Here is a 25,394-nt window from a genome sequence, read left to right as displayed (position 1 = left end):
CGACCGGCGCGCCCTACGCGCGCAGGTAGCGCAGCAGCAGCGTGTCGCCCGCCACGAGCGTGTGGGCCAGCCGCAGCCCCACCGGCGCGATGGGCGACGCCCCGGTCGCGATGCGCGTCGACACCCCGGCCTCGAGCCGTGGGCTCACCGTGAGGCACAGCTCGTCGAGCACCCCCGCGGCGATCAGGCCGCCGAATAGATGCGGGCCGCCTTCGCAGTGGATGCGCGCGAGCCCGCGCTCCGTGAGTGCCCGCACCAGGGCATCCGCCTGGACTCGCTCGTGCCCGCAGACCATGACATCCGCCACCGTCTCGAGCGTGGCACGTTGGCTCCTGTGCGAGAGTTCGGTGGTCAGGATGAGCGGACGCACCGGCGCGTCCGCGAAGATCGGACTCGACGGGTCGAGGTCGAGGCTGGCCGAGACGATCGCGAAGACCGGATGCGGTGCGAGCCTGGCAGCGATGCGCGCCCGCTCCCCGGCGTCGTTGACCCGCATTGCGCCGTACCCCTCGGCTCGCACAGTGCCCGCGCCGACGACGACGACGTCGCAGAGCCGCCGCAGCAGGTCGAACACCCGGTGGTCAGCCGGGTCCGAAAGGCCACCCGACAAGCCCTGGTGCGTCGCAGCGCCGTCGACGCTGGAGACGAAGTTGGCCCGCACCCACGGCTCGGCGACGCCGTCGGAGTAAAGCCGTGTGATGTCGTCGTCGCTGAGCGCGTCGACGACCGGAACCGGAAACACCCGCGTGATCGGGGTCTCACTCATTCGCGTCGCCCATGTTGTGGCGGAGGCCCTGCGGCGTCCACAGGCCGAGGATGGCCTCGGTCATCCGGGTCGCCGCGACGGAGGCGGCGACGTTGTGCATCCGGATGATGCGGGCACCGTTCATGATCGAGACGACGGCCGCGGCGATCGAACCTTCTAGCCGCGCCGCTCGGTCGGCCTGCAGGGTCTCGCCGATGAAGTCCTTGTTCGATACCGCGGCGAGCGTCGGAAAGCCGAGGTCCGCGATCTCGGACAGCCGTCGAGTGAGCTCGAGCGACTGCAGGGTGTTCTTGTTGAGGTCGTGGCCAGGATCGACCACGATCCGCTCCTCGGGCACTCCGGCCGCGAGCGCACGATCGACCCGCTCCGACAGGTAGCGTGCGATGTCCGCGGCGACGTCGTCGTAGTGGGGCCGCGGATACTGTGTGCGCGGGGCCGCGAGGCTGTGGGTGATGACGAGGGTCGCCTCACTGTCGGCGACGACCGCGAGCAGACCAGGGTCGCTGAGGCCGGTCGTGTCGTTGACGACCGTGGCCCCGGCGCGGATGGCGTCGCGCGCGACCTGCGCATGGAACGTGTCCACCGAGATCACCACATCCGACCCCGCCCGCAGTTCGGCGATGACGGGGATGACGCGCTCCGCCTCGTCGACGGCCGGGACCGGGGCGCCGGGCGCGAAGGGCGCACCGCCGATGTCGACCCAGTCGGCTCCGCCCTCGACGGCCGCGAACGATGCGGCGACGGCGGCGTCGAGCGCGAACGTGCGGCCCTTGTCGTAGAACGAGTCCGGTGTGCGGTTCACCACGGCCATCACCGCGACCTGGCGGGAGAAGTCGAAGGCGCGCGCGCCGATCCGGCGGATGGGGATGCGCAGCGGCGGCAGGTACGGTCTGCGGGCGCCGGCGGATGCGGCGGCTGCGGCGGCGAGGCCGTCAGAGAGTGTCAAGGGGTACGTCCTCATCGGTGAGCCGGTCGAGATCGACCTGCGCGCCCGACCGGATCAGTCGCTGCACCTGGTCGTTGACGTCCCAGACGTTCACGTTCATCCCGGCGACCACGCGGCCGTCGCGAATCCAGAAGGAGATGAACTCGCGGGACTCCGGGTCTCCGCGATACACGACCTCCGCGCCGCGGGCGAGCGGCGCGTACCCCGAATACTCCATCCCCAGATCGTATTGGTCGGTATAGAAGTACGGGATGTCGTCGTAGGCGGCGTTTTCACCGAGCATCGCGCGGGCGGCCACCGTGCCGCCGGCGATCGCGTTCGCCCAGTGCTCGTTGCGCAAGTGCTGCCCGATCGCGGGGAGGAACGGGTCGGCGACGTCGCCGGCGGCGTAGACGTCTGGGGCACTCGTCAGCATCGCGGCACTCGTGGTGACGCCGTTGCCGAGCGCCAGTCCGGCGGCTTCGGCGAGACCCGTGTTGGGTGCCGCGCCGATCCCAGCGATCACGAGATCCGCGGGGAGCCGCTCGCCCCCATCCGTCGTCACCTGGACGACCCGTCCGGCCGAGCCGTGCAGTTCGGCCGGTGCGGTGCCCATCCGGAACTCGACGCCGTGCTCCCGGTGGAGCAACTCGAAGACCGAGCCGAGCTCTGCGCCGAGCGCGTAGCGCAACGGGATGGCGTCGTGGCCGACGACCGTGACCTCGTTGCCGTACTGGCGCGCGGACGCCGCTACCTCGAGGCCGATCCAGCCCGAACCGGCGATCACGACCCGGCGGCCCCCACCCGACAACTCCTCCCGCAGAGCGTCGCTGTCCTCGAGGGTGCGCAGTGTGTGCACGCCGTCGAGGTCCGCCCCGGGAACGGCCAGCCTACGGGCGGTCGCTCCGGTCGCCAGCAGGAGGCTCGCGTATCCGAGGCGGCCCCCGTCCTCGAGAACGACTTCGTGCGCGCCGGGGTCGATCGACGTGACCGTCGTCTCGAGCACCAGGTCGACCGCATTGTCCGCGTACCACTGCGATGGATGCACGAACACGTCGTCGCGGTCGCCGCCGTTCAGGTACTCCTTCGACAGCGGTGGGCGGATGTACGGACGATGCGCCTCGGCGCCCACCAGCGTGATGGGCCCCTCATAGCCCTTCTCGCGGAGCGTCGTGGCCGCAGTCGCCCCCGCGAGACCTCCGCCGACGATGACGATCGTGCGCTCGGTCATGGGTGGTTCCTTCCGTCGCTGCCTGTGCCGAAGCTAAGGTGCGGTGACGGGTTCGTCAAGGGCGCGCATCCGACTCGCGGCGGTTTCGCGGAGCGCTCGCGGGCTGTTCGCACGCCGTTCGCGGGGCGGTCACACGCCGGACACACGCCCGGCACCGAGTGCACACCGCGCCCTCTCAGCCAAGTCTCAGTCAACGCGCAGATACTAGTTCCCATGAACGCCGGACCACGCATTCTCATCGTCGACGACGAGCCCAACATCCGCGATCTTCTCACCACCAGCCTCCGCTTCGCCGGCTTCGCCGTGCGAGCTGTCGGCAACGGTGCCCAGGCGATCTCCGCGGTCCTCGAAGAGGAACCCGACCTCATCATCCTCGACGTCATGCTCCCCGATATGAACGGCTTCGGCGTCACAAAACGCCTGCGCGGCGCCGGCTACACGGCCCCCATCCTGTTCCTCACCGCGAAAGACGACACCGAGGACAAGATCACCGGCCTCACCGTCGGCGGCGACGACTACGTCACCAAGCCGTTCAGCCTCGACGAGATCGTCGCACGCATCAAAGCGATCCTGCGCCGCACCATGCAGGCCGATGAAGACGCGGTCATCCGCGCCGGCGAACTCACGATGGACCAGGACACCCACGAGGTCTTCGTCGGCGACACGGCGATCGAGCTCAGCCCCACCGAGTTCAAGCTGCTGCGCTACCTGATGCTCAATCCCAACCGCGTGCTGAGCAAAGCGCAGATCCTCGACCACGTGTGGGAGTACGACTTCAACGGCGACGCCGGCATCGTCGAGTCCTACATCTCCTACCTGCGACGCAAGGTCGACGCGCATTCGAGCGAGCCGCTCATCCAGACCAAACGCGGTTTCGGCTACATGCTCAAGGCGGCGAAAGTCTAGCCCCACTCACTATTGGCCCAGCTTCGCTGCATAAACTGGCGGCCTCATGCACGAATCACTCCTGGATCGATGGAACGCGATCTCGCTCCGTACCAAGATCACGGGCGTGACCGTCCTGATGTTGACGCTCGGCCTGCTCGTCTCGGGCATCGGCACGATGGCGATGCTCAAGCCGGTGCTTCTGGCGCAGCTCGACGCGCAGCTGAACGCGGCCTCGCAGCCGAACAACCTCAACTCGTACCTCGCGTCGCGCACCAGCAACAGTGACAAGATCGCCTCCGATGGGAGCGCATCCGACTACTTCGTCGCCCTCTACAACGCCGACGGCAACCTGATCGACTACAACTGGAAGAACGAGCCGACGGCTGAACGCCCCGTCGTCCCGGCAACGGTCAACCTCACCAAGGGCCGCGAGATGAGCCAGAACGGGTTCTACCTCAACAGCCGCGACAAGCACACGCTCTACCGCGCGAGCGCGTCGCTCGTGACCTTCACGTCGCCGGCCGGCGCGTACGGAACCGCGATCGTCGCCGCATCCACCCACCAGATCGATACGATCATGGCCAGCTACCTGGCCATCTTCCTCGGCTTCGGGGTGATCGTCGTGATCGTCGGAGCCGGGCTCACGCGGATGCTCGTCACGACGACGTTCGCGCCCTTGCGCGAGGTGGAGCAGACGGCCGCCGCGATCGCCGACGGCGACTTCAGCCAGCGCCTCGGCGGGGCCACCCCGAACACCGAGGTCGGCCGCCTCAACCGCTCGCTCAACACCATGCTCAACCGCATCGACCGGGCCTTCAACGACCGCGCCCGCACGATCGAACAGATGCGCCGCTTCGTGGGCGACGCCAGCCACGAACTGCGCACACCGCTCGTGTCGGTGCGGGGCTACGCCGAGTTGTACCGGATGGGCGCCCTCCAGTCCCCCGAAGAAGTCGCCCAGGCCATGGACCGCATCGAGAAAGAGGCGATCCGGATGGGCGGACTCGTCGAAGACCTCCTCGAACTGGCCCGCCTCGACGAGACCAAGCCGCTCGATCTCAAGCCCGTCGACCTCGTGCCGATCGCGCGCGACGCGGCGCTGGACGCGAAGGCGTCGTCGCCCGGCCGGGTGGTCACTGTGCTCACCCCCGAGCCCGTGCTGCGCAGCCACGACATCCCCACTGAGCCGATCGAGGCGGTCGGCGCGGGAGCGATCAACCGGGCGCAGACCACCGCGAACACGGCGACCGGTCCTATCGCATTCGCCGGCGCGACCCTGGCCCGCCTGCGGAGCCGGCGTCCGCGACGGACGACGGGCGGAGTCGTCGTCATCGCCGAGCCCGAGGTGTCGCTGCCCTGGCCGCCGCCGAGCGATCCGGCGATCGTGATGGCCGAAGAGAACAAGATCCGCCAGGTGGTCACCAACCTGATGGGCAATGCGATGCGCTTCACGCAGAACGACAGCCCGATCGAGATCCTCGTTCAGGTGAACCACCAGACCGACCGGGCGATCCTCGAGGTCATCGACCACGGCGAGGGGATCCCCCCGCAGATCCGGGAGAAGATCTTCCAGCGCTTCTGGCGTGCGGACACGTCACGCGCCCGCGAGACCGGCGGCAGCGGGCTCGGCCTCGCGATCGTGTCGTCGATCGTCGCGGCCCACAACGGCACCGTCGAAGTCATCGAGACCGACGGCGGAGGAGCGACTTTCCGTGTGGCGCTGCCCCTGGCGGGCTCCCCCGCCGCCCCGCAGCCGATCGCGCCCGCCGCGTAGGTCTATCGGCCCGTTGAGCCCGGGAAAAGTACGCCCGGTTCGGCGTTTTCGGGCGGACCTTTCCCGGACTCGACGCCGGCGGGAGCGCGATCAGTCCTTCGGACCGGAATCGGGATCGCGCGGCTTGTCGGGGCGTCCCGAGAGGGTGAAGCGCACCATCCAACGGACGAGCAGGTAGGCGACCACGGCCAGTACGGCGAGGATGGCCAGGATGATGGCGAGCACGATCATGCTGTGTACGAAGTCGAGATCCATGCTCTTCGCGCCTAGCTCTTGGCGCTGTCGCTCGGCCTGTTCGCCACGACCCACTTCGCGAAAGACAGCGTGCCCCCGGCCGGATCGGGGAACACGTTCGTACTCGAGACCGACAGCCAGTCCCCGTCCGACACGAGGTCGACCGACGTCGTCTCCCACTCGACGCCAGGCAGGGTGTGCTGGATCGCGCTGTAGGTCGTCCCGCCCGACGTGAACGACACGTCGCGAATCGTGACGCCCCGCGCCGCAAGTTGCTCACGGTACTGGCCGAACGCGGCGGCCCCATCGGTTATCACGGTCAGACTGGCCAGCACGCCGCCTGATCCATCTGTGCTCGGCTGGTACATGCAGAATTCGGCGTTCGGCACCAAGGCCACTGCAGCCTGGATGCGGAACACCTCCTCCGGCGCCAGATACGAAGCCACAGGGACTCCGAAACTCGACGCGGCTGCCTCGGCGTACGCGTCGTCCATGCATGACGGATGCGGCGCAGGCGGAAGAACTCCCCTCGCCGTCCCGGCAATCGGCGCCACCGCGTCGACCGCGTGCTGCATCAGCGAGTGGAAGTCCGCCTCGCTGATCGTGGGGCGCTGCGGGGAACTGGCCTCTGCAGCGATCCACACATCACCGACGAGGATGTTCGTGTGGCAGTAGTTCTGGCTGCAGTCCCCGCCGCGCGACGGGTGACCGTTGTAGTCCGCCCCCGGGGTCGCCGTCGACGCATACCAGGCCGCCAGCTGCTGCCAGGCGCCGTCGGCCTTCGGCAGGACGTCGATCGTGAGGCGGGCGCTCGACTTCTCGACGTCGTCCGCGCCCGCGCTGCCCCAGAGGCAGGATCCGCCGCCCGCCGCGGCCAACTGCCCGTGCGTGCGGGTGGCGTCGGACACCGCCCGGGCGCCGGCATCCATCCGGGTGACAGTGACGCCGAGGAGTGTCGACACCGTCGATTCGTCGGTCAGTGCAGCGCAGTCGAGCGCGAGCGACGGCGCAGCTGCGGAGGGTGTCACGGTCGGGCTGGGTGTGCCCGGGTCGGTGCCGGGATCCTCCGCGCCCTGGGGCGCGCATCCGCTCAAGGTGAGAGCGACCATGACGCCCACCCCGAGGGCCGCCCTGTATGCCTGATTCTTCATATGTTCCCCCGGCTCCCCAGTGAACACATCGTAGCGATGCGCAGCCAGGCCCCGTCAGGAGACGATCGTCTCAAATCCACAACGATCGCCCGCGCATCCGGCGAGGGATGCTGAAAGTGCGTTTCAGCGATGCGAAGGGCGACCTATCGCACCCTCGCCAACTTATGGGTCTATCGGCCCCGACGAGTCCGGGAAAAGTCCGACGAAGCCGCCGAATTGCGCGGACTTTTCCCGGACTCGACGCCGGCTGGGACGCGATCAGTCCTCCGGACCGGGACCGGGCTCGCGGGGCCTGTCGGGTCGTCCCGAGAGGGTGAACCGCACCATCCAACGGATGAGCACGTAGGCGACCACGGTCAGCCCGGCGAGCATGGCCAGGATGATGGCGAGCACGATCATGCTGTGTACGAAGCCGAGATCCATGCTCCCCAGCGTACGGCCCGCCCGTCGCCGTCATGCCGGCCCGTGCGGCTCAGCGCGCCCGCGCTGTCGAGTGGTCGGTAACCGACCGAAAAGCCGCACGGGATGGGCGGTTAGCGACGACTCGACGGGCCGGACAAGAAAGAGGGCGCCTCCCAGATGGGAGACGCCCTCTTCGAGGTGTTGCGACGGACTTAGAAGTCCATGCCACCGGTCGGGTCGCCGACGGGTGCCGGGTTCTTCTCCGGCTTGTCGGCGACGACGGCCTCGGTGGTGAGGAACAGGCCCGCGATGGACGCTGCGTTCTGCAGCGCGGAACGGGTGACCTTCACCGGGTCGTTGATGCCGGCGGCCAGCATGTCGACGTACTCGCCGGTCGCGGCGTTGAGGCCGTGTCCGACGGGCAGGTTGCGCACCTTCTCGACGACGACGCCGGGCTCGAGGCCCGCGTTGATCGCGATCTGCTTGAGCGGAGCCTCGATGGCGACGCGCACGATGTTCGCGCCGGTCGCCTCGTCACCGGTCAGCTCGAGCTTCGCGAACGCGTTCTTGCCGGCCTGGATGAGCGCCACGCCACCACCGGCGACGATGCCCTCTTCGACGGCCGCCTTCGCGTTGCGCACGGCGTCTTCGATGCGGTGCTTGCGCTCCTTGAGCTCGACCTCGGTCGCGGCACCCGCCTTGATGACGGCGACGCCGCCGGCGAGCTTCGCGAGACGCTCCTGGAGCTTCTCACGGTCGTAGTCGCTGTCCGTGTTCTCGATCTCGTTGCGGATCTGGGCGACGCGGCCCGCGATCTGCTCGGGGTCTCCGCCGCCTTCGACGATCGTGGTCTCGTCCTTGGTGATGACGACCTTGCGGGCCGTACCGAGCAGGTCGAGGGTGACGTTCTCGAGCTTGAGGCCGACCTCTTCGGAGATGACCTGGCCGCCGGTGAGGATCGCGATGTCCTGCAGCATGGCCTTGCGGCGGTCGCCGAAGCCCGGAGCCTTGACGGCGACGGACTTGAAGATGCCACGGATCTTGTTCACGACGAGCGTGGCCAGGGCCTCGCCGTCGACGTCCTCAGCGATGATGAGGAGCTGCTTGCCGGCCTGGATCACCTTGTCGACGACGGGCAGAAGGTCCTTGATGTTCGAGATCTTCTGGTTCGCGATCAGGATGTACGGGTCTTCGAACACCGCTTCCTGGCGGTCGGGGTCGGTGACGAAGTACTGCGACAGGAAGCCCTTGTCGAAGCGCATGCCCTCGGTCAGCTCGAGCTCGGTGCCGAAGGTGTTCGACTCCTCGACGGTGACGACGCCCTCTTTGCCGACCTTGTCGATCGCCTCGGCGATGATCTCACCGATGGTGGTGTCGCCGGCCGAGATGGATGCGGTGGCCGCGATCTCCGCTTTGGTCTCGACCTCTTTGGCAGAGGCGATGAGTTCGGCGGTGACAGCCTCGACGGCCTTCTCGATGCCACGCTTCAGCGTGATGGGGTCTGCGCCGGCGGCGACGTTGCGGAGGCCTTCCTTGACCAGAGCCTGGGCGAGGACGGTTGCGGTGGTGGTGCCGTCACCTGCGACGTCGTCGGTCTTCTTGGCGACCTCCTTGACGAGCTCGGCACCGATCTTCTCGTACGGGTCGTCGAGTTCGATCTCCTTGGCGATGGAGACACCATCGTTGGTGATCGTGGGAGCGCCCCACTTCTTCTCGAGCACGACGTTGCGACCGCGCGGGCCAAGCGTCACCTTCACGGTGTCGGCCAGAATGTTCAGGCCACGCTCGAGTCCGCGGCGCGCGTCCTCGTTGAAAGCAATGATCTTTGCCATGGTTGTTTCTCGTCCCTCCCGGACGTCTGCGAAAGATACGGAACTTCGGGCGAATGCCCGTGTTCATTGTTAGCACTCGAACGCGTCGAGTGCTAGAACGATTCTGGCACTCGGGGGCCGCGAGTGCAAGTGAACGCAGAGTGCCCGCTGACAGGGGGCGCCGAACGCGAGCGAACGCCGCCCGGCGGACCGGACGGCGTTCGAATCAGTAGTCGTGCTGTGCTACGCCAGACGCACCGACTCGGCCTGGGGGCCCTTGTTGCCGGTACCGACCTCGAATACGACCTGCTGGCCCTCTTCGAGGACCTTGTAGCCGCTCATGTCGATTGCGGAGTAGTGAACGAAAACGTCCTGTCCCCCATCATCGACAGTAATGAAGCCGTAGCCTTTCTCAGCGTTGAACCACTTCACGGTTCCGTTCGCCATCTATTACTCCCATTGCTGTGTTTCGTCCGCGCGTAGCACATTCACCAGCGCGTTGAAACCAGATACTAATGCTTTCGAAGGCGGCAATGGACGACCATCAGGACAATAGGTCGTGAAATTACCTGAAATGGGCATGAATTAAACACGCCTGAAACATCGGCGACCGTAATGCCCGGTGAGAAGCGCTATCCCGTCGGAGCTTTGTAGTCGCTGCCGACGACCACCGTCAGGTCCGCGCCGGTCTCGGCGAAGTCCTGCGTCAGCATGACGGTCGATCCGGGCAGGGACTGGGCCAGACCGAGGGCGGCGGCCTCATTCTTCGGGTTCGAGTAGTAGACGACGGTACTCGTGATGTTCGACTGGCTGGCGTTGGCGCGGGACTGCACCTTCCATCCCTTCGCCACGAGCGCGTCGCCCACCTGGTTCGCGAGACCGGCGGTCGTCGTGCCGTTCAGCACGGTCACGTTGAGCGCAGGGTTGACGGTCGGGGTGATGGTCGGCGTCGGGGTCGACGTGACCGACGGCGAGGGCGTGCCTGAGGGCGAACCGTTGAAGGCGATGCTGCCGTTGATGAGGTAGAGCCCGAACACGCCGACGCCGATCAGGAGGATCGTGGCGACCACGGCCCAGGCGAAACCGATCCAGCCGCGCCCCTTCTGGTGAGGAGCTCGGTGGGCGCCGACGCGCTGAATATCGTCGGGGATCGCGTCGAAGCGATCCTTCGGGTATTTCTCTGCCATCTGTTCGGGGTGATCCTCAGTCGTGGGGGGTCAGCGCTCGCGCGTTCCGGGCGGCCGTTCGGGCGTCGCGGAGGCGTTGCAGCCTCTTGACGAGCATAGGGTCGTGAGCGAGTGCGGCCGGCGAATCGATCAAGGCGCCGAGCAGCTGATAGTACCGCGCGGCCGAAAGGCCGAAGTCCTGGCGGATCGCCTGCTCCTTCGCACCCGCATGGCGCCACCACTGCCGTTCGAAGGCGAGGATCGCCTCGTCGCGCTCGGTGAGCTCATCCGGAACCGCTGAGGAGTGGGTGCGATCCTTGGATGCTTCCGCCATCGCTCTCCCTTTCCCGCTGACCCCTGACTTGCGCTTCATACTATTTGCGGGTGTCTGAGTGTTCGCCCAAGCGGGCGGGCACGTCGTGTGATGGCGTTTAGGGTTGGAACGGACCTTTATCAGGCCGGATCGACGCAGGAAGGACGCCTCGTCCATGGAGTACAACGTCACGAAGAGCGACGACGAATGGCGCAACGAGTTGAGCGCCGACCAGTACGCGGTGCTGCGCGAGGCCGCCACCGAGCGCCCCTGGACGGGCGAACTGCTCGATGAGGAGCGCGCCGGCCTCTACACCTGTGCTGCCTGCGGTTCCGAGCTGTTCAAGAGCGGCACGAAGTTCGACTCCGGCTGCGGCTGGCCGAGCTTCTACGAGTCGGTGCGACCGGAGGCGGTGGAACTCATCGAGGACAGGAGCCTCGGGACCGTCCGCACCGAGGTCCGCTGCGCGCGCTGCGGCTCGCACCTCGGCCATGTCTTCGACGACGGGTTCGGCACGCCGACCGGCGACCGGTACTGCATGAACTCGATCTCCCTCAACTTCACGCCCGCCGAGTAGCCGCGTGACGAACCTGGTCGAAGCCGTCGCCGGCAGGCGCTCGTACTCGCGCGTCACCGACGAGGCTCCGACGCACGCCGAGCTGCTTCCGCTCATCGCTGCAGCAGGCCGCGTCGCCGACCACAGCTCGCTGCGTCCGTGGCGCGTGATCGAGCTGCGCGGGGATGCGCGCGACCGGCTGGGCCGGGCATTCGTGAAGGATGCGGGGGCGCACGGCCCCGAGGCGGAAAAGCTCGCCCAGAAGCCGCTGCGGGCGCCTCTCCTGCTCGCGATCGTCTCCGTGCGCCAGAAGAGCGAGAAGGTGCCGGGCTGGGAACAGGATGCGGTCGCCTCCGGTGTCGCGCACACCCTGAGCCTGCTGCTCCACGATGCCGGCTGGGGCGTCTTCTGGCGCACCGGCACGCACACCCGCTCGAAGGCCGTGCACAAGACCCACTCCCTGGCGAAGAACGAGCGGCTCCTCGGCTGGCTCTATGTCGGAGGCGTGCCGGACGGCGCACGCGACGGCCACCGCATCACGATCGATCCGGAGCGTTACCTCAGCGTGCTCGGCTGACCCTGGGTGCCGACCGCCAGCGAATGCTCGCGATCGCCACGGCGACGAGTGCGAGCGCCGTTCCCGCGACCGTCGTCCAGGCGATCGGATGCGCCGAGCTGGGCAGGATGAGGTCGAGGGCCAGCGCGGTCAGCAGCTGGCCGGCGACGGTCGCGAGTCCCAGGACGAGCACGCCGGTGACCTTGACGAGCAGGGAGGTGCCTGCGATGAACACGCAGCCGATCGCGCCGCCGAGGTACAGCCACCATTCGGTGGGGAGTGCGGAGGGCCAGCCGACGAACGAGGCATGGACGACCATCGCGATGACGAGCACGGTGGTGCCGACCACGAAGTTGATGAACGTCGCGCTGAGCGCGCTGGACGCGACGACGCGGACCTGACCGTTGACGGCCTGCTGCCACCCGATCCCGAGGCCGGCAAGCAGGGGCAGGATGAGCATCCAGATCGGAACACTGGTCGTGAGCTCCGCGGACACCGACCAGGTGACCGCGAGCAGAGCGAGCACGGCACCTGTCACGCGGGCCGGCGTGAGGGGACGGCGACCGCCGGGCCCGAGGCCGATCCGGTCGAGCACCAGACCGCTCACCGTCTGCCCGGCGACGATCGCCACCGTGAAGAGCGCGACGCCCAGCACAGCCGCCGTGAGGCCCTGCGACAGGACGAGGAAGGCGCCCGCGCTGCCGCCGAGCACGTACCACCAGGGCAGCGTGCGGGACCGGAGGGCGGTGCGAACGCGGCCGAGCCCCCGACGGCCCCCCGGTGCGATCGTGAGTGCGACCAGGAGGATCACCAGTCCGGTGCCGAACGAGATCGTCGCCGCGACGAAGCCGTCGCCCAGCCGCTGGCCGAGCTCGCCGTTGATGCGCGACTGCACGGCGACACCCGCGCCGCAGAGCAGCGCGAACACGATCGCGAGCCACACGGGCATAGCCGTACGCCGGGGTTTCGTCTCGTGGGGCACCGTCCCAGCCTATGGCCGGGACCGAATCCCGTTTCGCCGCGGTCGACCCGGCGAGTTGGCACACGTTGCCGTTTAGGCGCTCGGCATAACGGCAACTTCTGCCAACTGGATGGCGGCGGCGGGGGTTGCCGCGCGATTCCGCGTCGGCCGGCCCTCGAGTTGGCACCTTTTGCGGGTACTGCGTTCGGCGCACCCGCGATTTCTGCCAGGTCGAGGGGCGCCGGCCGGGAGAGCCGGGCCGGGCTGCCGTGTCAGACGGCGGGCGGGGCGTCGGCGAGCAGGTCGAAGGGATGCTCGATCGAGTCGGCGACGGCCCGCAGCATCCCGGCAGCGACTCCCCCATCGCACACGCGGTGGTCGAAGACGAGGCTGAGTTGCACGATCCGGCGCGGAACGATCGCTCCACCGACGACCCACGGCCGTTCGATGAACCGCCCGACGCCGAGGATCGCGACTTCGGGATGGTTGATGATCGCCGCGCTGCCGTCGACGCCGAGGCTGCCGTAGTTGTTGATCGTGAAGGTCGAGCCGGCGAGATCCACTGACGCTGCCCGCCCTTCGCGCGCGGCCCCGGTGAGCCGGTCGAACTCCCTGTTGAGCTCGCGCAGAGTGAGGGTCTCCGCGTGACGCACGACGGGGACGACCAGGCCACGAGGGGTGTCGACAGCGAACCCGAGGTTGACCCCGTCGAACTCTTCGATCGCGGTGGCGTCGGCGGTGAGACGGCCGGCGAGCACCGGATACTGCGCGAGCGCCGAGAGCGTGAAGCGGGCGATGAAGGAGAGGAGAGAGGGATGCCGGTCGCCGAGCCGCATGCGCGAGCGCAGCTCCCAGAGATCCGTCGCGTCCACATCCACCCAGACGGTCGCCTCGGGGATCTCGCTACGGCTGCGCGTCATGTTCGCGGCGACGGTGCGACGGAAGATGCCGAGCGGTGTCGTCGAGCGGATGGCGAGGCCGGTGCGTGCATCCGCTTCACCGGCGGCCGCGGCGGGCGCAGCGCGGCGGGCGTCGCCACCTGCAGCACCGCCGACCGGGGCGTTCTCGACATCGCGTCGCGTGATCAGTCCGTCCGGCCCGGAACCCGCGAGAGCGTCGAGGTCGAGGCCGCGGGTCTTCGCGAGCTGGCGGACCACCGGCGAGATCACCGGGTGGTGCGGATTCCGCGTCGCTGGTGCGCCAGCGGGAGCCGCGACCGGTGCGGCAGCGAGTGCGGCGTCCGGTACCGTGGTGGCCGGCTGCTCTGCGCCGCGCGTCGCCCTGGCGACCGGCTGCTCTGCGCCGCGCGTCGCCCTGGCGACCGGCTGCTCAGCGCCGAGCGTCGACGTTGCGGCCGGCTGCTCGGCGACGCGAGTCGGTGCGCCGACGAGCGTCGCACGACGACGTCGGCCCGTGTGCCGGGTCTCGGTCGTGCCGTAGCCGACCAGTACGTTGCCCGAGCCCTCTGCGACCGCCTCGACCGGAGCCTCGACCTGCGCGCCGGCCGGAGCTTCCACCGACGTCGGCGCGACCGCACCCGCGGGGCCGCCCACAGCATCCACTTCGATCAGCGGCGCCCCGACGCGGAGGTCCTCCCCCTCTTCGCCGTGGAGCGCGCTGATGATACCGCCGAACGGCGACGGCACCTCGACGACCGACTTCGCCGTCTCCACCTCGGCGACGGGCTGGTCCACGACGACCTCTTCACCGACGCTGACGAGCCAGCGCACGAGCGCCGCCTCGGTGAGGCCTTCGCCGAGGTCGGGAAGCCGGAAGATCTGCGCGGTCATGCGCCCTCCGCCTCGTCGTCCCACTGCAGGCGATCGACCGCGTCGAGGAGCCGGTCGACGCTGGGCAGGTAGAACTCCTCCAGCTTCGGCGGCGCGAACGGGGTGTCGAAGCCGGTGACACGCAGCACGGGCGCCTCGAGGTAGTGGAAGCAGCGCTCGGAGACCCGCGCGGCGATCTCGGATGCGACACTGGCGAACCCGGGCGCCTCCGCCACCACCACAGCGCGCCCGGTGGAGCGCACGGCCGCGGTCACGGTCTCGTCGTCGAACGGCACGATGCTGCGCACATCGATGACCTGGAGGCTGCGGCCTTCTTCCGCCGCGGCCTCGGCAGCCTTGAGCGCCACAGGCACGGACGGACCGTAGGCGATGATCGTGGCGTCGGTGCCCTCGCGGATGACCTGTGCGCGCCCCAGTTCCGGCAGCGGCGCGGTCGTGTCGACCGGCCCGCTCGTCCAGTACAGCTTCTTGGGTTCGAGGAAGACGACGGGGTCCGGATGCGCGATCGCGGCACGCAGCAGACCGTACGCATCCTGCGGGGTCGACGGAGTCACGACCGTGAGCCCGGGCGTGTGGGCGTAGTACGCCTCCGACGAGTCGGAGTGGTGCTCGACCCCGCCGATGCCGCCGGCGAACGGGATGCGGATGACCAGCGGGAGCCGCACGGCCCCGCGCGTTCGGTTGCCCATCTTGGCGACGTGGTCGACGATCTGCTCGAACGCCGGGTAGGCGAACGCGTCGAACTGCATCTCGACGACGGGGCGCATCCCGTTCATGGCGAGCCCGACGGCGCTGCCGACGATGCCGGCCTCCGCGAGCGGGGTGTCGAAGCAGCGGTCCTCGCCGAACCGGGCGGTGAGGCCGTCGGTGATGCGGAACACGCCGCCGAGCGGGCCGACGTCTTCTCCGAAGACGAGCACGGACGGGTCGGCGGCGAGCGCGTCGGCGAGCGCACGGTTCAGTGCCTGGGCCATCGTCATGGTCGGTGTCAGAGTGGTCTCCGACCGCAGGTCGGCGTCGTGCATGAGCGTCATCGGAGTCCGTCCTTCCCAACGGCGTCGTCGGCCGCGATCTCGGCCGCCAGCATCGCCGCCTGCTCCTGCAGCTGCGGTGTCTGCGTCGCGTAGACGTACGCGAAGAGGTCGGATGGGTCGGGCGCGGTCTCCGCGTTCATCCCGTCGCGCAGGGTACTGGCCACCCGCTCCGCCTGGCTGTGGATCTCGGCTTCGTCGCCGTCGCCGAGTTCGCCGAGTCCGCGCAGGTACGAACGCATGCGCAGCAGCGGATCCTTCTCCCGCCACGGCGCGACCTCGTCGTCGGTGCGGTAGCGGGTGGCGTCGTCGGCGTTCGTGTGGGACTCGATGCGGTAGGTGACGGCCTCGATGAGTCGCGGCCCGCCACCGGAGCGGGCGCCTGCCACCGCATCCGACAGCACCGACAGCAGCGCGGCGAGGTCGTTGCCGTCGACACGCTGGCCGGGCATCCCGTAGCCGATCGCCTTGTGGGCGATCGAGGGCGCCGCGAGCTGTCTGCGCAGGGGCACGGAGATCGCGTAGCCGTTGTTCTGCACGAAGAAGACGACGGGCAGGTGGAAGACCGCGGCGAAGTTCAGCGCTTCATGGAAGTCGCCTTCGCTGGTGGCCCCGTCGCCGCAGATGGCGAGCACGACCGTGTCCTCGCCGCGGAGCTTCGCGGCATGGGCGAACCCGACGGCGTGGAGCAGCTGCGTGGCGAGCGGCGTCGACTGGGGTGCGACGTTGTGGCGGTGCGGGTCGTAGCCGGAGTGCCAGTCGCCGCGCAGCAGCGAGAACGCCTCCACAGGGTCGACGCCCCGGGTCAGCACAGCGACGGTGTCGCGGTAGGTCGGGAACAGCCAGTCCTGGTCGCCGAGCACGAGGGCGGCCGCGACCTCGCAGGCCTCCTGGCCGTGCGACGACGGATAGACGGCGAGCCGGCCCTGCCGGACGAGCGCGCTGGCCTGGTCGTTGACGCGGCGCCCGATGACGAGGTGGCGGTAGCCCTCGACGAGTCGGTCACGGGCCGGAAGCGCGTACGTCTCGTCGGGCACGACAGCGCCCGATGGGTCGATCAGCTGCACGGGATCGCGGCGTGGAAGCAGGCTCTCGGGCAGCACTGTGTCGGGGAGCATCCGTTCTCCTTTGAAAGACGTCTCTTCCCCTCAGAGTGGGCCTTTCGGCCGCGTGGCGCCAGTTCAGCAGCATTTTCGAGACGAAGCAGGGCTATCGTGCCGAATCTGCGTCATACTGTCCATCATGGGAACGGATGGTGGCGGTCGGCTGGACGGAATGCGCTCGCCCGCCGACGACGTGGATCTGCGCATCGTCCAGGAGCTGCGCCGCGACGGGCGTTCATCCATCTCTGCGGTGGCAGAGGCCGCCCACATCTCGCGGGCGAACGCCTACGCGCGGCTCTCCCGCCTGCTCGACGACGGAGTGATCACGGGCTTCACGGCGAAGGTGAACCCTGTTCTCGTCGGGCGGGGATCGTCGGCCTACGTCACCATGCGTGTCGACCAGGCGTCGTGGCAGGAGTTGCGCGATCAGCTCGGGCGCATCCCCGAGGTGGAGCACATTGCGCTCGTCGGCGGCGACTTCGACGTGATCCTGCTGGTGCGCGCCCGCGACAACGAGGACCTGCGGCGCATTGTGCTCGAGGAGCTGACGGCCATCCCGTCCGTGCGGGACACGAAGACGGCGCTGATCTTCGAGGATCACGACACGCGCTGAGGGCCGGATGCCCCGCGGGTTGCCGGGCGCAGGGCGATCTGCAAGAATTACTTTCCGAACGATCGGTCACTAATTATCGATCCGGCGCCTGGTCCCCGCATCGGGACCCGAAGACAACGCAGTCGGGAGAGAGCATGGCAGAGGCCTACCTCGTCGGAGGCGTGCGCACGGCAGTCGGTCGCTACGGAGGCGCCCTCTCCGGGGTGCGCCCCGACGATCTCGCCGCCCTCGTCGTCCGCGAAGCGCTGGCGCGGTCGGGCGCGGACCCGGCCGCCGTCGACGACGTCATTCTGGGAGCCGCCATCCAGGCCGGCGAAGACAACCGCAACGTCGCGCGCATGTCGGTGCTGCTGGCAGGGCTCCCGGATGCGGTACCCGGCATCACCGTCAACCGGCTCTGCGCATCCGGGCTCTCCGCCATCACACTGGCCGCGCAGGCCGTGCGCGCCGGCGACGCCGACCTGATCATCGCCGGCGGGGTCGAGTCGATGACCCGGGCCCCCTGGGTGCAGGCGAAGCCGGAGCGCGCCTTCGCCAAGCCGGGACCGCAGTTCGACACCTCCATCGGCTGGCGGTTCACCAACCCGCGACTCCTCGCACGCGACAAGGCGACGTACTCGATGCCGGAGACGGCCGAAGAGGTGGCCCGCGTCGACAGCATCTCGCGGGAGGACTCCGACGCGTTCGCGCTGCGCAGTCACCAGCGCGCAGCAGCCGCGGTGGATGCCGGACGATTCGACAACGAGATCGTGGCCGTCGAGACCCCGAAGGGTCCGGTCACCGTCGACGAGAGTATCCGGCGCGACACCACCCTGGACGCGCTCGCAGCGCTGCGGCCGGTCGTCGCCGGAGGGTCCGTGGTCACGGCCGGCAATGCCAGCCCGCTCAACGACGGGGCATCCGCGATCGTGGTGGCCAGCGAAGCCGCGGTGAAGCGTTTCGGACTCGTCCCGCGCGCTCGCGTGGTCGTGGGGACCAGCGTCGGCCTCGCGCCGGAGATCATGGGCCTCGGGCCGGTTCCCGCCACAGAGCGGGCACTCGCGCGCAGCGGTCTGGCGCTCGACGACCTCGGCTCGGTCGAGCTGAACGAAGCGTTCGCCAGCCAGTCGATCGCGTGCATCCGCCGCCTCGGACTCGACGAGGCACGCGTCAACGCTGACGGCGGCGCGATCGCCCTGGGGCACGCACTCGGCTCCAGCGGGTCGCGCCTCGTGGTCACGCTGCTCGGACGGATGGAGCGCGAAGACACCCGGTACGGGATGGCGACCATGTGCATCGGGGTCGGCCAGGGCGCGGCGCTGATCGTGGAGCGCATCCGATGACGTCCCTCGCCATCGAACGGCGACCCGACCGCGTGATCGTCCGGCTCGATCGGCCGGAGACGCGGAACGCCATCAACCAGGAGATGGTCGACGAACTCCACGCGGTGTGCGCGGAACTCGAGACCGAGCCGCGCATCCTGATCCTGATCGGGAGCAACGGCGTGTTCGCCTCCGGCGCCGACATCGCGGAGCTGCGCGAGCGACGGGCGGCGGATGCGCACCGCGGCATCAACTCCGCCCTCTTCGTGCGCATCGCGGCCCTCCCGATGCCCGTCATCGCGGCCCTCGACGGGTACGCGCTCGGCGGAGGGGCGGAACTCGCCTATGCGGCGGACTTCCGCATCGGAACGCCCTCGCTGAAGATCGGGAACCCGGAGACCGGGCTCGGCATCATCGCGGCCGCGGGCGCCCTGTGGCGGCTCCGTGAGCTCGTCGGCGAGCCGCTCGCGAAGGAGATCCTGCTGGCAGGCCGCATCCTGGGTGCCGACGAGGCGCTGGCCGCGCGGCTCGTGACCGAGGTCCATCCGCCGAGTGGGCTCGAGGCCGCCGCGAACGCGCTCGCTGACCGGATCGCGGCCAACGATCCGCTCGCGACGCAGTACACGAAAGCCGTCTTCCACGCGGGCGACGACGAGCATCCGCGCGCCGACCAGGACGCCCAGGCCGTCCTCTTCGAATCGCCGGAGAAGATCCGGCGCATGACCGAGTTTTTGGAGAGGAGACGCCGGTGAACACCGTTCCCGATCGTGTCGGAGTGCTCGGCGGCGGGCGCATGGGCGCCGGCATCGCGCACGCCTTCCTGCTCGCTGGAGCCGAGGCCGCTGTCGTCGAGCGCGACCGGGCGACCGCGGACGCCGCGCGGGCCCGCATCCTCCGCGCGGTCGAAGCGAGCATAGAACGCGGAACGACGACGCTGGCCCTCGAGACGCTCGCCCCGCGGCTTCACGTCGGAGACGACCTGGCCGTGTTCGCGCATGTCGGCCTGGCCATCGAGGCGGTGCCGGAAGACCTGGCGATGAAGCACGAATCGCTGGCCGCCGTCGAGGCCCGGCTCTCCGCCGGCGCCGTGCTCGCGAGCAACACGTCGTCACTGTCGATCGACGACCTCGCCGTCGTTCTCACGCGACCGGAACGGTTCCTCGGCCTGCACTTCTTCAACCCGGTCCCGGCATCCTCCCTCGTCGAGATCGTGACCGGCACGGCCACGGACTCCGCTCTCGTCGGGCAGGCGCAGGACTGGGTGCGCGCGCTCGGCAAGACGCCCGTCACCGTCTCGGATGCTCCGGGATTCGCATCCTCACGGCTCGGGGTCGCGCTCGGCCTCGAAGCGATCCGGATGCTCGAGGACGGCGTCGCTTCGGCCGACGACATCGACGCGGCCATGGTGCTCGGCTACAAACACCCGATGGGACCGCTGCGGCTCACCGACGTGGTCGGGCTGGATGTGCGCCTCGGCATCGCGGAATACCTCGCCGAGCGGCTGGGCCCGCGCTTCGAGCCGCCGGAGCTGCTCCGCCGGCTGGTCGCCGAAGGGAAGCTCGGCCGCAAAACCGGACAGGGTTTCTACACCTGGGACGACGCCTGATGGTCCTGCTGTCAGTCGGCGGCCTCGTCGAGGATGAGGTTCGTGATGCGGGCCGTGCAGACGCGCTTGCCCTCCTCATCCGTCACCACGACCTCGTGCGAGGCGATCTTGCGCCCCAGCCGGATCGCGGTCGCGACTCCGGTGACCGTCCCCGACCGCACGGCGCGGTGATGCGTCACGTTGAGGTCGACACCGACCGCCGTGCGTCCCTCGCCGGCATGCAGGACCGCAGCCCACGAGCCGAGCATCTCGGCGAACGCGGCGGACGCACCCCCGTGCAGCAGGCCGAAACCCTGACGATTGCCCTCCACGGGCATCGTCGCCACCATCCGCTCGGGCGACTGCTCGAGAAGCACGATCCCGAGTTTGACGTCGAGTTCACCCAGTTCGATGGTCCAGTCCCGGTGTGCCATGGCCCGCATCCTTTCATCCAGCGCTGCTCCGGCGCTCAGTGTACCCATCCACCGACCCGTCCGATTTCGAAGAGAGCACACCCATGACGAGCATCCTCCCCAGCTATGTGAACGGCGTCTGGTGGACCCCGGCGGATCCGGCGGCCGAGGCCGACGCCGCACTCGTGCGCGACGCGTCGACCGGTGAGGTCGTCACGGCGGTCAGCACGGCCGGACTCGACCTCGCCGGCGCCCTCGACTTCGCGAGGACCATCGGCCAGGAGTCACTCGGACGCCTGACCTTCCACCAGCGCGCCATGCTGCTCAAGCAGTTCGCGCAGGCGCTCACCGAACGCAAGGACGAGCTCTACGCGCTCTCCAGCCGCACCGGGGCGACGAAGTCGGACTCGTGGATCGACATCGACGGCGGCATCGGCGTGCTCTTCACCTACTCGTCGAAGGGCCGCCGCGAGCTGCCGAACGGCACGGTGTACGTCGACGGGCCGGCCGAGCAGCTGTCGAAGGACGGCTCGTTCCTCGGCCAGCATATCTACACCCGGCTGCCCGGCGTGGCGGTGCAGATCAACGCCTTCAACTTCCCCGTCTGGGGTGCGCTCGAGAAGTTCGCGCCCGCGTTCCTGGCCGGGGTCCCCAGCCTGATCAAGCCGGCGACACCGACCGGCTACCTCGCCGAGGCGTTCGTGCGCATCCTCGTCGAGACCGGGCTGGTCCCCGACGGGTCGCTGCAGCTCGTCTCTGGCGCAGTGCCCGGACTGTTCGACGCGCTGAAGCTCGGCGACCTGGTCGGCTTCACCGGTTCGGCGTCGACCGCTGAGCGGCTGCGCGCCCACGACTCTGTGCAGACGGGCGGCGTGCGGTTCACCAGCGAGACCGACTCGATCAACGCGTCCGTGCTCGGTCCGGATGCGGTGGCCGGCACCCCCGAGTTCGATGCCTACGTCAAGCAGCTGGTCGCCGAGCTCACCGCGAAGTCGGGCCAGAAGTGCACGGCCATCCGCCGCGCCATCGTGCCGAACGCCTCCGTCGACGACCTGGTCGCCGCCGTGCAGGCGCGGATCGACGAACGGGTCGTGATCGGCGACCCCCGCGTCGACGGCGTCACGATGGGACCGCTCGCATCGCTGGAGCAGCGGGATGAAGTGCTCCGGCAGGTGGCACGACTGCGCGACGGCGGCGGCGAGGTCGTCATCGGTTCGACCGATGCGCCGAGCGTGCGCCGGGCCGACGGCTCTGTCGGGGAAGACCCGGCGGGCGCGTACGTCGCGCCGATCCTGCTCCGGTTCGCGGACAACACGGCGAGCGCGGCGCACACGATCGAAGCGTTCGGTCCGGTGGCGAGCATCCTCGGCTACGGTTCGACCGCCGAGGCGATCGCGACGGTCGCCCGCGGCGACGGTTCGCTCGTCACGAGCATCGCGACCCACGACCCGCAAGTCGCGGTGGAGCTCATGGGCGGGATCGCCGCCCTCAACGGCCGCGTGCTGATCCTCGACCGGGATGACGCCCGCACGTCGACGGGACACGGCTCGCCGGTCCCGCACCTCGTGCACGGAGGCCCGGGGCGCGCCGGCGGCGGTGAAGAGCTCGGCGGCATCCGGGCGGTGCTGCACCACATGCAGCGCACGGCCGTGCAGGGATCGCCCGACATGCTCACCGCGATCACGGGGGTCTGGCACACCGGCGCGGCCGTGGCGACCGAGGGAGCGCATCCGTTCCGCAAGTCGCTCGCCGAACTGCGGATCGGCGACAGTGTCCACTCCGGCAGGCGCACCGTGACCCTCGAGGACATCGAGCAGTTCGCCCACTTCACCGGCGACACGTTCTACGCGCACATGGACGAGGAGGCCGCCGCCGCGAACCCGTTCTTCCCCGGACGCGTGGCGCACGGCTACCTTCTGGTCTCGTGGGCGGCCGGACTCTTCGTCGACCCGGCGCCCGGGCCGGTGCTCGCGAACTACGGACTGGAGAACCTGCGGTTCATGACACCGGTGTCGCCCGGGGACAGCATCCGCATCGACCTCACGGCGAAGCAGATCTCACCGCGCGAGACCGACGAGTACGGCGAGGTGCGGTGGGATGCGGTCATCCGCAACCAGAACGACGAGACCGTGGCGACCTACGACGTCCTGACCCTCGTCGCGAAGGAGCTCGCCGCCTGAGTCGCGCCGCCCGGCCGCTTCTCCTGCCCCGAGTTGTGAGTTGAGCACCCAAAATAGGCCCGAAAAGGCGCTCTTCTCACAACTCGCGGGACGAAAGGGAGGGGATCAGACGCGGAGACCGTCGAACGCGACGGTCAGCACATCCTCGGCCAGCTGGTCCGCGCCCTCTGCGCCTCCGGGGCGGTACCACTCCACGATCGAGTTGATCATGCCGAACAGCAGGCGTGTGGCCACCCCGGGGTCGACGTCGCTGCGCAGCGACCCCTCATCGCGGGCTTCCACGACGAGTGCGGCCACGGCGCGGTCGAAGGCACGGCGCCGGGCGAGCGCTCGGCGTTCGACCTCGGTGTTCCCGCGCACCCGCAGCAGGAGCGTCACATACGGCAGCCTGTCGGTGAGCACCCGCACGGCGCCGCGCAGGACGTGCGCGAGCCGGTCGGCGGCAGCCCCGGTGCGCGCAGCATCCTCGAGGAGCACGCCTTCGAGACCGTCGAGCGCCTGGCCGAGCGCGAGTTCGAGGAGCTCGTCCTTCGACGCGACGTGGTGGTAGATCGCCGACTTCGACAGGCCCAGCCGCGCGGCGAGAACACCCATCGAGGTGGCGTCGTAGCCGAACTCGTTGAACGCCGCGACCGCGACCTCCAGGATCCCCTGCTGGTCGTATCCCGGACGCCCGCGCCGCACACCCGTCACTGTCATGTGCCAACCCTCCCGCGATCGGTCTCCAATTGTCGCCATGGCGTGCCGCGGGCGGCGAAAGTCGCCCGATCGCGGCGCCGACCGGCGCTACGCGTTGCGCAGGTCGTAAACCCGCTTCAGCTTGCCGGCGCTTCGTTCGAGGGTGCCGGGCTCGACCAGGGCGACCGTGACGGTCGACCCGATGCGGTCCTTGACGCGCTCGACGAGCAGGTCGCACGCACGCGCGCCGGCCGACGCATCCGCATCCTCCGTCGGCTCGATGCGAACCGTGAGCTCGTCCATGCGGTTCGGACGCGTCAGCTCCAGGACGAAGTGCGGCGACAAGGCGTCGATGCCGAGCACGATCTCCTCGATCTGCGTCGGGAACAGGTTCACCCCGCGCAGGATGATCATGTCGTCGTCGCGACCGGTGATCTTCTCCATCCGCCGCATGCCAGGACGCGCGCTCCCCGGCAGCAGTCTGGTCAGGTCGCGGGTGCGATAGCGGATGACCGGGAACGCCTCCTTCGTGAGCGTCGTGAACACCAGTTCGCCGATCTCGCCTTCGCTGCGCACGTGCGTCGTCTCCGGGTCGATCACTTCGGGCAGGAAGTGGTCCTCCCAGAGGTGCGGGCCGTCCTTCGACTCGATGCACTCGTTTCCGACGCCCGGACCCATGACTTCGCTCAGTCCGTAGATGTCGACGGCGTCGATGTCGAGACGCTCTTCGAGTTCGGCGCGCATCGCGTTGGTCCAGGGCTCCGCGCCCAGGATGCCGACCTTCAGGCTGGATGCGCGCGGGTCGAGCCCTGCCTCGGCCATCGCGTCCGCGATCGTCAGCAGGTAGCTGGGCGTGCACATGATCACGTCCGGTTCGAAGTCGTGGATGAGTTGCACCTGACGGCTGGTCTGGCCGCCCGACATCGGGATGACCGTCGCCCCGAGCGCCTCGATTCCCGCGTGTGCGCCGAGACCGCCGGTGAACAGGCCGTAGCCGTACGCATTGTGCACGCGCATGCCCGGGCGCACTCCGGACGCTCGCAGGCTGCGTGCCACGAGGGACGCCCAGTTGCGCAGGTCGGTGCTGGTGTAGCCGACGACGGTCGGCCGCCCGGTGGTCCCCGAGGAGGCGTGGATGCGCGCCACCTGTTCCATGGGCACCGCGAACATCCCGAAGGGGTACGTCTGACGAAGATCCTCTTTGGTGGTGAATGGCAGGTGGGCCACGTCGTCGAGGGTGCGGATGTCGTCGGGATGCACGCCCGCCTCGTCGAACTTGCGCCGGTAGAGCGGGACGTTCTGGTACGCGTGCCGCACGGTCCATTTCAGCCGCTCGAGTTGGAGGGCCTGCAGTTCGTCCCGCGACAGGCGCTCCTCGGGGTCGAGTTCGTCCAGCGCCGGCGCGTGGAGCCGTTCACCGCTCATCGCTGCCTGCTCGTGGTGTGGCTGCGACCGCGGAACTCGGCGACGGGCTCGCCGGCCTCGTCCGTGACACTGACGTCGTAGAGTCCGGTCCGTCCGCTCCTGGCGCGGATACTCGCCGTCGCCGTCAGGGTCTGCCCGGCGGTCGTCGGCTTGAGGAAGGTGATGTCCGCCCCTGCCGCGAGGGTGATCTGCTCGTCTTCATTGCAGGCGATCGCGAAGGCCGTGTCGGCGAGCGCGAAGACGAGTCCGCCGTGCGTCACGTCGAAGCCGTTGAGCATGTCCTCGCGGATGCGCATGGTCACGACGGCGTCGCCAGGCGAACTCCGGAGAACCTGCATACCGAGGGCCGCGGATGCGCGGTCTCTCTCGATCATGGCCACGGCGGCGCTCACGGTCGGGTCGGTCATCCGTCCTCCTCGTCGAGTTACGGCTGGTTCGGCTGATTGCCGGTCAGTGACCTAGACTATATACTAACCGAACGATCAGTAAGTAATGTGGTTGCCCATGAGGCGATCCGTTGAGCGCGATCCAGGAGTCGACG

27 protein-coding genes are annotated in these 25,394 nt (G+C 69.0%); 9 read left to right on the top strand and 18 right to left on the bottom strand.

Annotated elements, in window-relative coordinates; all coding sequences use genetic code 11:
* Positions 1–13: 13 nt before the first annotated feature.
* The 3 genes from ACV7NN_RS16250 to ACV7NN_RS16240 are packed head-to-tail and all read right to left on the bottom strand — an operon-like array spanning position 14 to position 2,922.
* Entirely contained in the window at positions 14–766 is a 753-nt protein-coding gene (locus ACV7NN_RS16250) for a pyrimidine reductase family protein (protein ID WP_463350597.1), read from the bottom strand.
* Entirely contained in the window at positions 759–1,712 is a 954-nt protein-coding gene (folP, locus tag ACV7NN_RS16245) for a dihydropteroate synthase (protein ID WP_463350596.1), read from the bottom strand. Before folP ends, ACV7NN_RS16250 begins: the two co-directional genes overlap by 8 nt.
* On the bottom strand, positions 1,699–2,922 hold the full coding sequence (locus ACV7NN_RS16240; protein WP_463350595.1) for an NAD(P)/FAD-dependent oxidoreductase: 1,224 nt from the start codon (positions 2,920–2,922) through the stop codon (positions 1,699–1,701). Before ACV7NN_RS16240 ends, folP begins: the two co-directional genes overlap by 14 nt.
* A gap of 213 nt (positions 2,923–3,135) precedes the next feature.
* Here ACV7NN_RS16240 and ACV7NN_RS16235 point away from each other — a divergent pair, with 213 nt between their 5' ends.
* Complete coding sequence (locus tag ACV7NN_RS16235) at positions 3,136–3,828, top strand: response regulator transcription factor (protein WP_055895214.1); 693 nt, start codon at positions 3,136–3,138, stop codon at positions 3,826–3,828.
* A 46-nt stretch (positions 3,829–3,874) separates the two neighbouring features.
* Positions 3,875–5,584, top strand: coding sequence for a sensor histidine kinase (locus ACV7NN_RS16230; protein WP_463350594.1), 1,710 nt, complete (start codon positions 3,875–3,877; stop codon positions 5,582–5,584).
* A 90-nt stretch (positions 5,585–5,674) separates the two neighbouring features.
* On the opposite strand, the gene ACV7NN_RS16225 is transcribed toward ACV7NN_RS16230, so the two are convergent.
* The 7 genes from ACV7NN_RS16225 to ACV7NN_RS16195 form a co-directional block, all read right to left on the bottom strand.
* Positions 5,675–5,839, bottom strand: coding sequence for a hypothetical protein (locus ACV7NN_RS16225; RefSeq protein ID WP_463350593.1), 165 nt, complete (start codon positions 5,837–5,839; stop codon positions 5,675–5,677).
* Between the two features lie 11 nt (positions 5,840–5,850).
* On the bottom strand, positions 5,851–6,969 hold the full coding sequence (locus ACV7NN_RS16220) for a hypothetical protein (RefSeq protein WP_463350592.1): 1,119 nt from the start codon (positions 6,967–6,969) through the stop codon (positions 5,851–5,853).
* A 258-nt stretch (positions 6,970–7,227) separates the two neighbouring features.
* Complete coding sequence (locus ACV7NN_RS16215; RefSeq protein ID WP_463350591.1) at positions 7,228–7,392, bottom strand: hypothetical protein; 165 nt, start codon at positions 7,390–7,392, stop codon at positions 7,228–7,230.
* Between the two features lie 191 nt (positions 7,393–7,583).
* Positions 7,584–9,203 (bottom strand): chaperonin GroEL, encoded by a 1,620-nt coding sequence (gene groL / locus ACV7NN_RS16210; RefSeq protein WP_463350590.1) that lies wholly within the window; start codon positions 9,201–9,203, stop codon positions 7,584–7,586.
* 222 nt (positions 9,204–9,425) lie between these two features.
* Positions 9,426–9,629: a cold-shock protein gene (locus ACV7NN_RS16205; RefSeq protein WP_463350589.1), complete on the bottom strand. Its 204-nt coding sequence runs from the start codon at positions 9,627–9,629 to the stop codon at positions 9,426–9,428.
* 185 nt (positions 9,630–9,814) lie between these two features.
* Complete coding sequence (locus ACV7NN_RS16200; RefSeq protein WP_463350588.1) at positions 9,815–10,369, bottom strand: LytR C-terminal domain-containing protein; 555 nt, start codon at positions 10,367–10,369, stop codon at positions 9,815–9,817.
* A gap of 16 nt (positions 10,370–10,385) precedes the next feature.
* Positions 10,386–10,682 (bottom strand): DUF3263 domain-containing protein, encoded by a 297-nt coding sequence (locus ACV7NN_RS16195; RefSeq protein ID WP_463350587.1) that lies wholly within the window; start codon positions 10,680–10,682, stop codon positions 10,386–10,388.
* A 154-nt stretch (positions 10,683–10,836) separates the two neighbouring features.
* Between ACV7NN_RS16195 and msrB the strand changes: the two genes are divergently transcribed.
* Together msrB and ACV7NN_RS16185 are read left to right on the top strand one after the other, a co-directional pair.
* On the top strand, positions 10,837–11,238 hold the full coding sequence (gene msrB, locus ACV7NN_RS16190; RefSeq protein WP_463350586.1) for a peptide-methionine (R)-S-oxide reductase MsrB: 402 nt from the start codon (positions 10,837–10,839) through the stop codon (positions 11,236–11,238).
* A gap of 4 nt (positions 11,239–11,242) precedes the next feature.
* Positions 11,243–11,794 (top strand): nitroreductase family protein, encoded by a 552-nt coding sequence (locus ACV7NN_RS16185; protein WP_463350585.1) that lies wholly within the window; start codon positions 11,243–11,245, stop codon positions 11,792–11,794.
* Here ACV7NN_RS16185 and ACV7NN_RS16180 read toward each other — a convergent pair.
* The 4 genes from ACV7NN_RS16180 to pdhA form a co-directional block, all read right to left on the bottom strand.
* Positions 11,778–12,755 carry a DMT family transporter gene (locus ACV7NN_RS16180; protein WP_463350584.1) on the bottom strand — a complete coding sequence of 326 codons (978 nt, stop codon included), beginning with the start codon at positions 12,753–12,755 and terminating at the stop codon, positions 11,778–11,780. The two genes, ACV7NN_RS16185 and ACV7NN_RS16180, sit on opposite strands and share 17 nt — an antisense overlap.
* A 251-nt stretch (positions 12,756–13,006) precedes the next feature.
* On the bottom strand, positions 13,007–14,524 hold the full coding sequence (locus ACV7NN_RS16175) for a dihydrolipoamide acetyltransferase family protein (protein ID WP_463350583.1): 1,518 nt from the start codon (positions 14,522–14,524) through the stop codon (positions 13,007–13,009).
* Positions 14,521–15,558, bottom strand: a complete 1,038-nt coding sequence (locus ACV7NN_RS16170) for an alpha-ketoacid dehydrogenase subunit beta (RefSeq protein ID WP_463350582.1) — start codon at positions 15,556–15,558, stop codon at positions 14,521–14,523. Before ACV7NN_RS16170 ends, ACV7NN_RS16175 begins: the two co-directional genes overlap by 4 nt.
* Positions 15,555–16,673 carry a pyruvate dehydrogenase (acetyl-transferring) E1 component subunit alpha gene (gene pdhA / locus ACV7NN_RS16165; protein ID WP_463350581.1) on the bottom strand — a complete coding sequence of 373 codons (1,119 nt, stop codon included), beginning with the start codon at positions 16,671–16,673 and terminating at the stop codon, positions 15,555–15,557. Before pdhA ends, ACV7NN_RS16170 begins: the two co-directional genes overlap by 4 nt.
* A gap of 124 nt (positions 16,674–16,797) precedes the next feature.
* Here pdhA and ACV7NN_RS16160 point away from each other — a divergent pair, with 124 nt between their 5' ends.
* The 4 genes from ACV7NN_RS16160 to ACV7NN_RS16145 all read left to right on the top strand — a co-directional run bounded on the left by ACV7NN_RS16160 (position 16,798) and on the right by ACV7NN_RS16145 (position 20,178).
* Positions 16,798–17,271: an Lrp/AsnC family transcriptional regulator gene (locus ACV7NN_RS16160; RefSeq protein WP_463350580.1), complete on the top strand. Its 474-nt coding sequence runs from the start codon at positions 16,798–16,800 to the stop codon at positions 17,269–17,271.
* A gap of 134 nt (positions 17,272–17,405) precedes the next feature.
* Positions 17,406–18,593 carry a thiolase family protein gene (locus ACV7NN_RS16155; RefSeq protein ID WP_463350579.1) on the top strand — a complete coding sequence of 396 codons (1,188 nt, stop codon included), beginning with the start codon at positions 17,406–17,408 and terminating at the stop codon, positions 18,591–18,593.
* Positions 18,590–19,324, top strand: a complete 735-nt coding sequence (locus ACV7NN_RS16150; RefSeq protein ID WP_463350578.1) for an enoyl-CoA hydratase/isomerase family protein — start codon at positions 18,590–18,592, stop codon at positions 19,322–19,324. Before ACV7NN_RS16155 ends, ACV7NN_RS16150 begins: the two co-directional genes overlap by 4 nt.
* Complete coding sequence (locus tag ACV7NN_RS16145; protein WP_463350577.1) at positions 19,321–20,178, top strand: 3-hydroxyacyl-CoA dehydrogenase family protein; 858 nt, start codon at positions 19,321–19,323, stop codon at positions 20,176–20,178. Before ACV7NN_RS16150 ends, ACV7NN_RS16145 begins: the two co-directional genes overlap by 4 nt.
* A gap of 11 nt (positions 20,179–20,189) precedes the next feature.
* Here the strand turns inward: ACV7NN_RS16145 and ACV7NN_RS16140 are convergent, their stop codons facing one another.
* Positions 20,190–20,591 carry a hotdog fold thioesterase gene (locus ACV7NN_RS16140; RefSeq protein WP_463350576.1) on the bottom strand — a complete coding sequence of 134 codons (402 nt, stop codon included), beginning with the start codon at positions 20,589–20,591 and terminating at the stop codon, positions 20,190–20,192.
* Between the two features lie 83 nt (positions 20,592–20,674).
* Between ACV7NN_RS16140 and paaZ the strand changes: the two genes are divergently transcribed.
* Entirely contained in the window at positions 20,675–22,750 is a 2,076-nt protein-coding gene (paaZ, locus tag ACV7NN_RS16135) for a phenylacetic acid degradation bifunctional protein PaaZ (protein ID WP_463350575.1), read from the top strand.
* A 105-nt stretch (positions 22,751–22,855) separates the two neighbouring features.
* On the opposite strand, the gene ACV7NN_RS16130 is transcribed toward paaZ, so the two are convergent.
* The 3 genes from ACV7NN_RS16130 to paaI all read right to left on the bottom strand — a co-directional run bounded on the left by ACV7NN_RS16130 (position 22,856) and on the right by paaI (position 25,260).
* Positions 22,856–23,449 (bottom strand): TetR/AcrR family transcriptional regulator, encoded by a 594-nt coding sequence (locus tag ACV7NN_RS16130; protein ID WP_463350574.1) that lies wholly within the window; start codon positions 23,447–23,449, stop codon positions 22,856–22,858.
* 87 nt (positions 23,450–23,536) lie between these two features.
* Positions 23,537–24,853 carry a phenylacetate--CoA ligase PaaK gene (paaK, locus tag ACV7NN_RS16125; protein WP_463350573.1) on the bottom strand — a complete coding sequence of 439 codons (1,317 nt, stop codon included), beginning with the start codon at positions 24,851–24,853 and terminating at the stop codon, positions 23,537–23,539.
* Positions 24,850–25,260 carry a hydroxyphenylacetyl-CoA thioesterase PaaI gene (gene paaI, locus ACV7NN_RS16120; protein WP_463350572.1) on the bottom strand — a complete coding sequence of 137 codons (411 nt, stop codon included), beginning with the start codon at positions 25,258–25,260 and terminating at the stop codon, positions 24,850–24,852. The genes paaK and paaI overlap by 4 nt, the downstream gene beginning before the upstream one ends.
* Positions 25,261–25,394 lie beyond the last annotated feature (134 nt).

The organism is Leifsonia sp. Ger2509 (assembly GCF_055231915.1).
The sequence above is the reverse complement of the archived record's forward strand: the minus strand, read 5'-3'. Positions and strand labels throughout refer to the sequence as shown.